Annotated in this window: 11 protein-coding genes and 1 tRNA gene; 8 read left to right on the top strand and 4 right to left on the bottom strand. The window is 54.0% G+C overall.

What is annotated here, in order from left to right; all coding sequences use genetic code 11:
* The coding region (gene purH / locus F4Z13_07255) for a bifunctional phosphoribosylaminoimidazolecarboxamide formyltransferase/IMP cyclohydrolase (GenBank protein ID MXZ49022.1) at positions 1-1,160 on the bottom strand (1,160 nt) is incomplete at its 3' end.
* A 151-nt stretch (positions 1,161-1,311) separates the two neighbouring features.
* Between purH and F4Z13_07250 the strand changes: the two genes are divergently transcribed.
* The 3 genes from F4Z13_07250 to F4Z13_07240 all read left to right on the top strand — a co-directional run bounded on the left by F4Z13_07250 (position 1,312) and on the right by F4Z13_07240 (position 3,626).
* The gene (locus F4Z13_07250) at positions 1,312-2,088 is read left to right on the top strand and encodes an MCE family protein (GenBank protein MXZ49021.1); all 777 of its coding nucleotides are present in this window, start codon (positions 1,312-1,314) and stop codon (positions 2,086-2,088) included.
* Positions 2,089-2,157: 69 nt separating this feature from the next.
* On the top strand, positions 2,158-2,931 hold the full coding sequence (locus tag F4Z13_07245) for a hypothetical protein (GenBank protein MXZ49020.1): 774 nt from the start codon (positions 2,158-2,160) through the stop codon (positions 2,929-2,931).
* A gap of 83 nt (positions 2,932-3,014) precedes the next feature.
* Positions 3,015-3,626, top strand: coding sequence for a GtrA family protein (locus F4Z13_07240; GenBank protein MXZ49019.1), 612 nt, complete (start codon positions 3,015-3,017; stop codon positions 3,624-3,626).
* A 138-nt stretch (positions 3,627-3,764) separates the two neighbouring features.
* Here the strand turns inward: F4Z13_07240 and F4Z13_07235 are convergent.
* Positions 3,765-3,841: transfer RNA gene (locus F4Z13_07235), tRNA-Gly, on the bottom strand.
* Positions 3,842-3,933: 92 nt separating this feature from the next.
* Here F4Z13_07235 and murQ point away from each other — a divergent pair.
* From murQ to F4Z13_07210, 5 genes are read left to right on the top strand one after another with little or no spacing between them, the layout of a single operon-like run.
* The gene (gene murQ / locus F4Z13_07230; GenBank protein MXZ49018.1) at positions 3,934-4,866 is read left to right on the top strand and encodes an N-acetylmuramic acid 6-phosphate etherase; all 933 of its coding nucleotides are present in this window, start codon (positions 3,934-3,936) and stop codon (positions 4,864-4,866) included.
* Positions 4,867-4,924: 58 nt separating this feature from the next.
* Entirely contained in the window at positions 4,925-6,106 is a 1,182-nt protein-coding gene (locus tag F4Z13_07225; protein ID MXZ49017.1) for an anhydro-N-acetylmuramic acid kinase, read from the top strand.
* 2 nt (positions 6,107-6,108) lie between these two features.
* Entirely contained in the window at positions 6,109-7,626 is a 1,518-nt protein-coding gene (locus F4Z13_07220) for a hypothetical protein (GenBank protein MXZ49016.1), read from the top strand.
* A complete protein-coding gene (locus tag F4Z13_07215) occupies positions 7,623-9,365 on the top strand; it encodes a Na+:solute symporter (protein ID MXZ49015.1) in 1,743 nt (580 codons plus the stop codon). Before F4Z13_07220 ends, F4Z13_07215 begins: the two co-directional genes overlap by 4 nt.
* Before the next feature lie 34 nt (positions 9,366-9,399).
* Positions 9,400-10,020: an NADH-quinone oxidoreductase subunit I gene (locus F4Z13_07210; protein ID MXZ49014.1), complete on the top strand. Its 621-nt coding sequence runs from the start codon at positions 9,400-9,402 to the stop codon at positions 10,018-10,020.
* 176 nt (positions 10,021-10,196) lie between these two features.
* Here F4Z13_07210 and F4Z13_07205 read toward each other — a convergent pair whose 3' ends face one another.
* Both F4Z13_07205 and F4Z13_07200 read right to left on the bottom strand, forming a co-directional pair.
* The gene (locus tag F4Z13_07205) at positions 10,197-12,044 is read right to left on the bottom strand and encodes a hypothetical protein (GenBank protein ID MXZ49013.1); all 1,848 of its coding nucleotides are present in this window, start codon (positions 12,042-12,044) and stop codon (positions 10,197-10,199) included.
* Between the two features lie 272 nt (positions 12,045-12,316).
* Complete coding sequence (locus F4Z13_07200; protein ID MXZ49012.1) at positions 12,317-12,640, bottom strand: iron-sulfur cluster assembly accessory protein; 324 nt, start codon at positions 12,638-12,640, stop codon at positions 12,317-12,319.
* Positions 12,641-12,789: the final 149 nt, after the last annotated feature.

The following is a 12,789-nucleotide window of genomic DNA, read 5'->3' as shown; positions in this document are numbered from 1 at the left end:
CTGTCGCTTTGCTGTATGAGCGCCCCGCCCGTCACTTTCTTTATGTCCCAGCCGCCCGCCCCGCCGATATCCATGCCTCCTGAGAGAAGCACCCGCAGATTCTTCCTTGCCCCAAGCAGCATGAGCGCCTTCTCAGAAAAACCGGGGGCTATCACGACCTCGGCGAACATGCCGGCTATCTCCTCGGCCGCGGTCTCGTCAACCTCCCTGTTAAAGGCGATTATCCCGCCGAAAGCGCTTTCCGGGTCGCATTCCCTCGCGCGGGAGAACGCCTCTGCCGGAGTGTCCCCGAGTGCCGCTCCGCAGGGATTGTTGTGCTTCACTATTACGCATGCGGTCTCTTCGAACTCCCTTACGAGTTCAAAGGCGGAGTCGGTGTCGTATATGTTGTTAAGGGAAAGCTCTTTCCCCTGAAGTTGCCTGGCGTTTGCCACGCAATGAGCTCCTTCTATGCCGCTTTCCGTGTAGAAGGCCCCCAGCTGGTGGGGGTTTTCCCCGTAGCGAAGATCAAGCTTTTTTTCGAGGTAGAGGGTGTAGGTCGCCGGAAGCGGGTTTCTTTCGCCGTCAGGTTCGAGGAACGAGAGATAATTCGATATCGCCGCGTCGTACCTCGAGACGTAGGAAAAGGCCTTTGCCGAGAGGCGGAAATTGGTTTCGGGGGAGATTTTTCCCTTGTTTCTGCGAAGCTCCCTGAGCACGGCACCGTAGTCTTCGGGGTCGGTGAGCACGCTTACCGACGCGTGGTTCTTCGCCGCGGCCCGAAGCATCGCCGGCCCGCCTATGTCTATGTTCTCTATCGCTTCAGAAAACGTGGTTCCCTCTTTCGCGACCACTTCCTCAAAAGGGTAGAAGTTGACCACGAGCATGTCTATCGGCTCTATGGAATTCTCGGCCATTTCCCCAAGGTGGCGCTCATCGTCCCTCATTCCAAGAAGGCCTCCGTGTATTTTGGGGTGAAGCGTTTTCACCCTTCCTCCAAGTATTTCGGGAAACCCCGTGTAGTCCGATATTTCCGTCACTTTCGCCCCGCCGTCCCTAAGCCTCCTGGCGGTCCCTCCGGTTGAGAGCATCTCAACGCCGAGTTCCCCCAGGCCCTTTGCGAGCGTGGTTATCCCTTTTTTGTCGTAAACGCTTATTACCGCTCTTTTTATCTTTGTCATGAAATAAACTCCTTTTCGGAATCGGGGCGTGCCTCGGATGGAAAGGAATAATTCAGGTTATCACAGTCGCCCGGATTTTCAATTCTTTGCTTGCAAACAATATGGTACAATATCAGAGATCAGGCGTGTCGGCCGCGCCGGGTGAGCGCAGATGGAAAAGCAGAAATCGGCCCGACTCAAGGTAGGGGTTTTCGTCCTCGCATCGATCGCTATATTCGTTTACGGAGTTTTCACGATAAGCGGCCAGGAAGAGCTCTTTGAGAGGGAGTACAAGGTAAAGACCTACTTTAACAACTCGGCTGGGTTGCTCGAGGGTGCCTATGTGCGACTCTCGGGAGTGGGAGTGGGATCCGTGTCGACCATCCGTTTCTCGGACGATTCTTCCCTCGGGAAGGTTCAGGTCATAATGGAAATCAACAAGCGGGCGCTTTCCAGAATCTCGAAGGACTCCCACGCCACGATCAAGACCGAAGGACTTCTGGGGGCGAAGTTCGTCGAGATCGTTCCCGGCCAGGGAGAGAGCATAGGCAGGGCCCGCGACGGGATCGTGATCAGGGGTTACACGTCGCCCGAGATGCAGGAGATAATAAGCCAGTCAGAGGAATTCGTTACTAACCTCACGTCCATCTCCAGGAGTCTCGACAAGATAGTGGGGGCGTTTGCGGATGAGAAGCGGGAGGATTTCCTGCATACTCTCATCTACGACGAGCAGTTTGCGGCCGACATGCGGAGCTTCTCCTCCAACTTGGCCGAGATTTCCCGGATGATCAGGGAAGGAGAAGGTTCGCTTGGGGCACTTATAGTCGATCCCTCGGTTCACGACGCCCTTAAAGGAGTGCTGGGGGAGGCGGAGAGAAACAGGTTTGTTCGCTCCGCCGTTAGGTATATGATAGAAGAAAAGGAGAAGAGGGCGTCGGGAGAGCATTAGGGTTCAAGCGGACCTTGCTTCCGGCGACGTCTTGATATTGAATCAGAAAGTCTTAAGGAGGTAATAAAGATGTTAGCTAGAAGGTTTTTGGTTTTTTTGATTGCTTTGGTTTTCTGTGCCGTTCCGCTCACGGCCACGCACTCGGGTGAGGCCCCGCCGGCCCCGGCCAAGTCGTTTTCGCTTCCGGGCCCGCAGCTGGTAACCGGTGCTTGGATGTTCATCGCAGCCTACAAGGCCGACCCGGAGGTTTTGAAATCGATGCTTCCGGCGGGTCTTAAGCCCCATCCGAACAATCACGTGGTCATAAACATGTACACGGTTCCCGACAAGAACCAGACCTCGGGATTCGGAGCGTACACGCTCACCTATCTGACGATTGAACTTGATGGTCACAACTCGTACGTGATGGATTCCGATATAACTTATCCCGGAAGGTACTTCGTTCATTACTACAACAGCTCTCCCACGATGAGGGAGTTCACCAAGCCTGTCGGCATTCCCGCTCAGGAGGGAATGACCACCACCGTGGTGGAGAACGGAGTGCTTAAGACAAAGCTTGAAATCGGCGGACAGTCGATGATCGAGGCCACGGCCGAGGTCGGAAGCGAACTCGGAGGATTCGGCGGAGGACACCTTAACTACTTCGGGTTCATGGAGGACAAGGGAGTGGTCAAGTACCCGATCCCGTGGAACGGGGGAACGGTATCAATGGCTAACCCGAAAATAACATTCACGGCTCCCGAGGGACATTCGCTTCACAAGCTTAAGCCGCTTGCGGATCCGACCTGGGCGATCTGGACCAAGGGAAGCTTCGTCTACCCCCAGTACCAGGTAGTTAACTGAAGGTAAGGTAAGTACAGTTTTCAGGGTTGTATCCCGAAGCCTCTTGCTTCGGGGTGCAGCCCTTTTTTTCCCCGAAAACCCCAATGACCAGATCGGATTATCCCGTTTTATTCGTAATAAGCGAGATAAACGCGTTTTTCATACTGCTTCTCTTCTTCACGCTTCGCGCCGAGATGCCCGGAGTGTACTCCACGCTTGTGGGAGTGCAGTGGGGGATGTTCATACTGAGTCCCGTGGTCCACTTTCTTTTTCTCGGGCTTTTCTCCCGTTGGTCCTCGCTGATCCAGTTCGCAAAGTTCTGCGTCATAAGTTTTTCTAACCTCGTAATCGACTTCGGAATACTCAACCTGCTTATCTATTATTCCGGGGTGGCTGAAGGGGTTCTATACTCGGTTTTCAAAGCGGCTTCCTTTATTCTGGCAAACGTTAACGGCTATGCGTGGAACAAGTTCTGGACGTTTCGCAGCAAGGAGGTCGAGGGGTGGATGAACCAGTTCATAAGGTTCTTCGCCGTCGTGGGCGTGGGGCTCGTGATAAACGTTACGGTTGCTTCATACGTGGTTGCCGAGTTCGGAGGTTCTGGGGGCTCCATCTCGTCCACGGTGTGGGCGAACATAGGAGCCGCGGTGTCCTTGATATTCACGCTTTTCTGGAATTTCTTCGGCCTTAAGTATCTGGTTTTCCGGAAGAGCTAATGATTACTTGATAGCGTTTTAATTTTCTGGCCCTACTTCATATGCGAGGAATTTCTGGTTGGTGGCTTTGTGCTGTTTGCCAATCTGGAGAGGCGGTCTTGCAAATAATGAAGCTTCTTGCGATTTATGGGAGGGGGTTGGAGCGGGCGACGGGATTCGAACCCGCGACCCTTGGCTTGGGAAGCCAATGCTCTGGCCAGCTGAGCTACACCCGCAATATCCAAAGGACTCTATACGGATATTGCTTACAAATCAAACCTGGCACCGTGGACGGTTCTCCGGATAAGCGGCGCACGTTTCAGATATAATGTTTCCTGTGGAGAAAACTCGCCCTACAGGACATCTGCTCACAGAGAAAGCAAACCCGAGGACGGTCAGTATCGATGAACTTTCATGTTCCGAGATCATTGATCTTGTAAGTGGGGAAGACCAGGCGGCGTTTGAGGCCGTTTCCAGGGAAAAAGATTCCATCTCCCAGGCAGCGGAAATGGTTTTCCGCTCCCTTGAGTGCGGCGGCAGGGTTTTTTTCGTCGGTGCGGGGACAAGCGGGCGGCTCGGGGTGATGGAAGCCGCCGAATGCCCGCCCACTTTCGGGACGGATCCCGAAACGGTGCAGGCGGTTATGGCGGGAGGGCGGGATGCTGTATGGAACTCGGTCGAGGGTGCCGAGGATTCCACTACGGCTTCCGTGGAAGCCCTACGTGACAAAAAACTCTCTGTGGACGACGTGGTCTTGGGAATCGCGGCGAGTTCCGGTACGCCGTTTGTGATATCGGCCCTTGAGTATGCCAAGACGGTCGGTTGCACAAGCATACTTGTATGTTGCAGCGAGCCGGAGAACGCCCCGGCCGATCTGGTCATAACTCTTCTTGTCGGTCCCGAAGTGATAGTGGGTTCCACTAGGCTCAAGGCCGCTACCGCTACCAAGATGCTCCTTAACATGGTTACGACGACTGCGATGGTGCTTCTCGGGAAAACTTACGGAAACCTGATGGTTGACCTTAAGCCCACGTCGTCAAAGCTCGTCGACAGGGCAAGGAGAATCATAATGGACATATGTGATGTGGAAGAAGAGGAGGCTGCCTCGCTTTTCCGGGAAGCCGGCGGAAATCTCAAGGTTGCCGTGGTAATGAAACTCGGTAGCCTCTCGCCCGAAGAGTCGGTAAAACTGCTGCGGGAAAACAGTGGCTACTTGAAGAAGACCCTAAGGAGCATATCCCGCTCGGCGGGGAATCCGTAACTGGCCCCATGCTCATTCCGTCTGCTAAATCCCTTTTTCATCAGGTAACTTTTTCCGCGTGAACTGGCTTCGTCCGATAATTTCGAAGAAGGAAAAACTGGCTGTCGGTCTCATTTCCGGGACTTCGATGGACGGTATTGACGCGGCGCTGGTAAGGATTCGCGGCTCGGGAGAGGATACAGAAGTACAGATTGAGGACTTTATCTGCCGGGAATACTCCGACGACGCAAGGAAGCTCCTTCTCTCTCCCGGTGGACTGAACACCGCCTCACTGTCCGATCTTAATTTCCTGCTCGGCCAAGAGTTTGCCGCGGCGGTCTTTGATCTTCTGCGGAAGGCGGCACTCAAAACGACCGAGATTGACTTGGTGGGCACCCACGGCCAGACGGTTTTTCATAACCCTCCTTCTCTGGGGCAGGAGGTTTCCTCGACCCTTCAGCTGGGCGAAGCGGACGTTATCTGCGAGGCTACGGGAATTACCACGGTGGGAGATTTCAGAACTAGGGATATGGCTGCGGGCGGAGAAGGAGCGCCCCTTATCCCCTACGTCGACTACCTGCTGTTCTCCGGAACCGGTAAAAACGTAATAGCCCATAACATAGGGGGCATTTCTAACTGCACTCTGGTCACGAAAAAACTCGGGGAGCTTCTGGCTTTCGATACGGGACCCGGCAATTCTCTGATGGACTCGGTGGTGCGCCTTGCCTCTGGGGGCGAGAGGAATTTCGATGAGGATGGTACGATAGCGGGGGAGGGTTCGGTTAATAAGGACATTTTCCGCAGGCTCATGAAAAATCCGTACCTTGATATAGAACCCCCTAAATCAACCGGCAGGGAGCTTTTCGGGGAACGGATGGCGGGGAGGCTTTTTTCCCTTGCCCAGAAAAAAGGGGTATCCCTTCCCGATCTCCTGCGCACCCTCGTCGAGTTTACTGCCTGCTCCATAGTCTCTGCCTATGAAAGATTTATTTACCCTCGTGCGGATGTGGAAGAAGTCGTGCTGAGCGGTGGCGGCGCCAGAAACCCCGTAATGGTTTCGAGGCTTCGTGAAAAGCTCGCCCCGACGCGGCTTTGCCTCTCGGACGAATACGGCATTCCCGCAGATGCCAAAGAGGCTGTAGGATTCGCGGTGCTTGCGAATGAAACCGTGTGTGGAAACCGGACGAACGTGCCGGCAGTTACGGGAGCCCGGGATGCCACGTTTCTCGGAAAAATCTCGATTGGGAAGAATATCTTGTAAAAATGTATGAGAATCCTTCAGTTTTTTCGTCAAAAGATCTCCCTGCGTCCCGGCGCGCGGCACAGTTTATTATGCCGAGAATCGATTTCCAGGACCCCGGCTCGGTCAGACGGGCGGAGCGTCTCGCGCGGGATTTCTGTGTCTGCGGCTTCATAATATTCAACGGGGATGTCGAGCGGGTGAGAGAGACAACGCGGAGGCTCTCGGCTCTCTCCGAGTTTCCGCTTTTTTTCGGCTGCGACGTTGAAAGGGGCCTCGGTCAGCGGGTTTCGGGAGGAACTCTTTTTCCTTTCGCCATGGCCCAGGGGGCAATGGACGACGAGGAGCTTTTGAGACGTCAGGCAGTCATAACGGCCCGGGAGATGAAATACTGCGGGCTAAATCTTGCCTTCGCTCCGGTTCTTGACGTTAATTCCGAGCCGCAAAACCCTATAATAAACGTAAGAGCGTTCTCCGATGATCCCGCGGTTGTCTCGAAACTGGGGGGAGTTTTTGCGGAGATCATGCAGAAAGAGGGGGTGCTCGCCTGCGGGAAGCACTTTCCAGGTCACGGCGCCACCCTGGAGGATTCCCATGCCTGCCTTCCCACAGTTGAAAGGTCTCTTGAGCGTCTCATGGACTCGGATCTTCTGCCTTTTCGGGAAGCGATTGGGAAAAGGCTTCACTGCGTGATGCCGGCCCATGTCTGTTATACTGCCTTTGACCCTCTCGGAGTCCCTGCCACCCTCTCGGAACCGATTCTGCGGGGCCTTCTGCGTGGAAGACTTGGATTCAACGGCCTGATCGTCTCGGATTCCTTCAGAATGGACGCGCTGGGAGGGGATGAGCGGGAGGAGGAAAATATTCTAGCGGCCCTTGCGAGCGGAGTGGACATAGTTCTTGATCCAAGGGATCCAGAGGGGTTCCTCGAAAGAAGGGCGGAGGATGGCTTTTTTAAAGATACTGCTCGGGGAGAATCTCTCTCTAGGATATCCTACGCTAAGGGGCTTTTCCCTTCGGGCGGGGAAGAGATTCCGTCACCCGATTTTAAGAAAAACCGCGAGGAGGCAGAAGAAATCACCCGTCGCTCGGCCTGTGTTGTTCGAAGAGGCAGACTTAGCGGCGAAAAGACCTCGGTCTTTCATTTTGGCAGGGAAGATACGGAGGAGCTTCTGGCCGGGATTCGCGAGGGGTTCTCTGAGGGAGGAGTGACGTTGGAGAAGAGCTTTTGCTGCCCCGAACTGCCGCCGAGGGAAAATGTCTCCTCGCTCGTGTGCGTTTTGTCCGCCGCCCCGGCAGGATGGACGGAGAACTGCATTGTTCCCCCGGCGATAGCCGATTACGTAAACGGTCTTTCCTCCTTTCCGGGTGAAAAAATTCTGCTTACCTTCGGCTCTCCCTATCCCGCAGCCGAGTTTCCCTTTTTCGATACCGTGATCTCGCTTTTCGATTCCTCGCGCGCGGCGGGCCGCGCTGCCGCGGAAATTCTTGCGGGAGAGCGGCCGTCGGCTGCTAAGCTTCCGGTGAGAATAGACCTATGAAACTCCACGCCGTAGACTGGATGCTGCTCGGCCTCTACCTGGTCTTTTCCCTGGGCGTAGGCCTTTATTTTTCAAGGAGGGCGTCCGGAAGTCTTTCAGACTATTTCGTTTCGGGGCGCGGGCTTCCCTGGTGGCTTCTTGGAACCTCGATGGTCGCCACCACTTTTGCCGCCGACACCCCGCTTGCCATAACCGGGTGGATAAGGACCGAAGGGATATGGAAAAACTGGTTCTGGTGGAACTACATCTTCAGCCACGCGCTCGTGATAGTGGTTTTCTCGAGGCTCTGGAGAAGGGCGCAGGTGATAACCGACAACGAGCTGATAGAGCTTCGCTACGGGGGCCGCCCCGCCGCGTTTCTCCGGGGGTTTAAGGCGTTTTATTTCTCGACGATTTTTAATTTCATAGTGATGGGGTGGGTTATAACCGCGATGATCAAGGTGTTTGAGGTCTTTTTCGGAGTGGGGCAAATATATGCGGTTTCGCTTTGCGTAGGAATCGTGCTCATCTACACGGTCTTCTCCGGGCTCTGGGGAGTCGTGATAACGGATTTCGTGCAGTACGCGATAGCGCTCGGCGGCACGATCATACTCGCGGTCGTGGTAATAAACTCTGACGCAGTCGGAGGGTACGGACAGTTCGTAAGCAAAATCGCGGAGCTTCCCCCTGAGCAGACCTCCATGTTCATCACGCAGGCTGCAGGCACTGAAGAGTTTTTCTCCTCCGACTTTTTCACATTCCTTATCTTCATGACTGTTGTCTGGTGGTCCTCCCACAACGCTGACGGTGGAGGTTACTTCATACAGCGGCTTTGTTCCGCAAAAGACGAGAGACATGCCCTTGCGGGCACGGCGTGGTTTGCGCTTAACCATTATGTGCTTCGCCTCTGGCCGTGGGTTCTGGTTGCACTGGCTTCGGTGGTAATCTTTCCCGAGGCGGCCGGAGTGGCGGGAGGGGATGATGAGTCAGTTTACCTTGTGATGATCAGGGACTTTCTCCCGCCGGGTCTTCGGGGTCTTCTGCTGGTTTCCTTTCTCGCGGCGTTTATGTCCACGGTATCGACGCACCTTAACTGGGGGGCTTCGTATCTAGTGAACGATCTTTACAGGAGGTTCGTGCGGCAAAGCGCCCCGCAGCGCCATTACGTGGCGGTCTCGAGGATTGCAACCGTGGTGCTTGCCGTTATCGCGGGCGCAGTGGCGCTTCAGATAAAAAACATAGGGGACGCCTGGATATTTCTCTGGGCCATGAGTTCGGGAATCGGCCTTGTGCTCATACTCAGGTGGTTCTGGTGGAGGATAAACGCCTGGAGCGAGATAGTGGCGCTTGCATCGTCGCTTGCGACCATACTGATTCTGATTCTCTACACTGAGGCCAAGGGCATTCCGCTTGAACTGCGCCACCAGATACTTGTCGTTCCCGTCTCGATTGCCTGCTGGGTTACGGCCACTTTCGTCACCGCTCCCGAGTCCTCGGAAAAACTCTCGGAATTCTACTCGAGGGTAAGACCTCCTGGCCTCTGGTCGCCCGTCCGGAAGAAAGCGGGGATTGCGCCGGGGCAGGGAGTTTTTTCCTCGGTCTTTCTTAACTGGTCGCTTGTCGTATCCTTTCTTCTCTGTTTCATGATAGGGACGGGAAAGCTCGTTCTGGGAGACGTAGAAACCGCGCTCTGGCTTCTTTGCGGCTCTGCGCTTGCGCTTGTCCTCATCCTTTACCGCCGCGGCAGTTTTTTCCGCTAGCGGCTTCAGTATTTTCCCTTTCTGTGGTATATAGATGGTTACTATGGCGATAAACGTAAAAGTGCTTGAGCGACCGCGGCTTTCTTTCTGGGAGAAGCTTTACATTCCCCAGGTGCTAAAGGGCCTTATGATCACCATAAGGCACATCACGCGTCACCAGCCGATAACCGTGAAATACCCCGAGGAGGTAAAAGCGCTTCCCGAGAACTACAGGGGGCTTCACGTGATGCCTGCCGATGACGAGGGCGAGATAAGGTGCGTTGCGTGCAAGCTCTGCGAGATCGCGTGTCCCACCCAGGCTATCTCCATAGTTTCTGAGCCCGCGGACGATTACGGAATCGAGAGAAGGCCCAAGGTATACAACATAGATTTCATGCGCTGCGTTTTCTGCGGCTTTTGCGTCGAGGCCTGCCCATGCGATGCGCTTCGGATGGGAATGAAGTACGAACTCTCTTCGTATAACCGCGCGGGACTCGTTCACACCAAAGAGGTTTTCTTCGACCCTAACGTAAAAAGCGACGCCCCGAGGGACAACGCGAACTTTCTTTACAAGATGGGCAAGGGGGAGATACTCGATTCCCCAGAGGAAATTTCAAAAATAATGGGACTGGACGGCACCTACTCCGAGAAACCGGATACGCCTCCGGCCACATGAAGCGCCCGCTTCAGGGTTTCCGACCAAACTTATTCATCCGGCTCCATACATAGCATGCCCGTTTGAGCAATCTTCACCCGTACGCAGGCAGAGTAATACTGCAAAGCCCGAGCACGAAGTCATCCTGAGAGGAGAAGTTAACTTCTGATCAGTTCTGTGGGAGATGTTTCGGACGACTAAAGCCAGTCGTCCTCGAATCCATCGTCCAGGCGCTGGTGAAATGCCCCGGTGTCCAGACTGTTTTTAAAACCCCTGAACTTAAGCAGCCCGGAGATCGCGGGCTTTATCTTGCTTCTTTCGACCACCAGGTGAACGCCGCCGCTTTCCTCGTAGAACTCAGAGGACATTATTTTCGGATCGACCCCGCGTCCGCCGCTTGTGAGCTTTACAACCCGGTCTCCGGCAAATGCGATTGTCGCTCTTTTCTCCGCTATTATAAAGTCTCCCTGGACCGAGTAGCTCGCGAGGGCTCCTCCGGTCGTCGGGTGGCCGAGTATGGAGATGTTCGGAAGCCCGTTTTCTTTAAGCCTCATAATCGCTGATATGGTTTTCGCCATCTGATACAGCGCCACGGTGCCTTCCTGCATCCTGGCTCCTCCGCTTACCGTTATCGTTATCAGGGGAAGCCTGTTTTCTATGGCGTAGCTGACGATCCTGTTCATCTTCTCGCCGAAGACGGAACTCATTGACCCGCCCATGAAACGGAAGTCGCAGACCGCCACCGCCACGGGTATGCCGAACATGGTCCCGTAACCCGTTACAAGGGAATCCTTGGAGTCGGTTTTCCCGGCGAGTTTCTGTATTGAAGACGAATAGTTAAAGAACTTGTAGACCGAATCCACGTCCTCAAGGGAAAGACCCGGTTCTACTTCGTGAAAGGACGCCTCGTCCAGAAGAAAGTCCAGATAGTCATCGGAACTAAGCGCTTCGGGGCGGCCGCAGTAAGGACACGAGGAATTGTTCGCGTGCAGTTCCTTTTTCGTAAGCTGTTTCTTGCAACCGGGGCGTATAATTTTTCCCTGGCCGTCTTTTTCGTCGTTGCAGAAGTGAGGTTCCGATCCGTAGATGGCTATCTGCATTTCCGAGATATCGGGATTTTCCTTTCTTCCGCTGAAGTAGTTAGGGAGCCAGGCCTTTATTTTCTTTGCGATCCCCCCGTAGAGTCTCTCCCGCTTTTTTATGCGGCCACACTTCTCGATTTTCCTGCGCAGTTCCTGGCGCAGGTGCCTCACGTCGAAGCGGTCAACTTCATTGGAGGCGGCGGTCAGGGATGCCTGCAGGTTCTTAAGTGTCGATGGGATGTAGTTGTTTCTTCCAAGAGGAGCCTCTTTTACTATCTCGTCTATTATTCCGTATTTCTTCATGTGGGTCGCCGTGGGCTGCAGCACCTCAAGCGCTTCCGCCACTTTGTCCGCACTTCTGAAAAGGATGGCGGAACAGCCTTCGGCCGTTATTACGGAATATTCGGCTCTCGAGAGCATGAGCCTCCTGTGTCCCAGCTGTATGGCGATCGCGCCGCCGCTTCCCCCGAGCCCGAGCACCGTGGTTATCGTTTTCGTTCTTATGGAGATCATCTTTGACTGGCAGTAGGAAATCAGCCAGGACTGAAGCTTTTCGGCCGAGTATTCATAGGGATCTCCACCAATGGTGTCGATGAACGTGTAGAGCTTGAGACGGTGCTGCTCTGCGTATTCCATCATGCACAAAGACAGCCCGTAGCCGTCGGCCTTGACCATTCCATAGTTAAGCGTAGTTCTTTCCTTTTCGCTCGAGGGGGTCTGCTGGGCTATTACGGCCACTTCCTCACCGGTGCCCTTAAACACTGCGGTGCCTACTATGACGGCGGGATCGTTAGCGAACTCGATCTTCTTGCCTGAGGGAGCGTGGATAAAGTTTCTGAATCCGTAGAGCTTGTTCCAAGGAGTAAAGTCGGTGAAGATGGTTCCGATCAGGTGTTTTGACTTGATCCTGTCGTAGCTTTTTGCCTCTTCGTGGGCCTTAAGTGTTTTTGCCGTTGATGCCATGATGTACTCTGTGCCGACTGCCTAGCAGGTCTGCTACCTGTATAAGTATATAATCAAATCTGTTTATCCGAAAAAGAATACGTTTTTCCGAGAATCTGGTTTCTGCGGTTTTTTGCAAATACAGAAACCATGATCCGTTACCCCACACAACGCCTCACAGACAAAAAGCCTGTTTTTCCGGCCCGTCCACATTCAATGAATCCTCCGCGCCAAGATTCGCCGCGGGATCCGGCAAAAGTTTTGTGGGGAAAATCTGGATGTTGCGGATTTTTCTATGCGGTGAAAGACTGTCCGCAGCCGCAGGAACCGGTCGCGTTAGGGTTTTCGATTGCAAAGCCCTTTCCGTCAAGACCATCCTTGAAATCAAGAACCGATCCGTCGAGATAGGTGTAGCTGATCTCGTCGATAGCGACCTTTATGCCGTCGGACTCGATCAAGTTGTCTCCTTCATCGGTCTCGTCGTCAAATCCCATCTCGTAGGAAAACCCGGAACAGCCCCCGGGCACTATCCTTACCCTGAGAAACGCATTTTCGATGTCGTCTTCGGCAAGCAGCCTTTTTATTTCATCTACGGCTTTGGGAGTTACGGAAAACATAATTCCTCTGCCTCCTCGCAGTGTAAATTTCTTTTACCACTCCACTAACAAAATACATCTGCCGGGGACGATTGTCAAAGCGTAAGCGGTAAGTGTAGGACTTCCTGTTTTTTAGCAAGCTTAAATTTATGTATAGTGCGAATTTCCTT

It is taken from the genome of Candidatus Dadabacteria bacterium, from assembly GCA_009837205.1.
GTDB lineage: Bacteria > Desulfobacterota_D > UBA1144 > Nemesobacterales > Nemesobacteraceae > Nemesobacter.
This window is presented reverse-complemented; position numbering and strand designations above follow the sequence as displayed.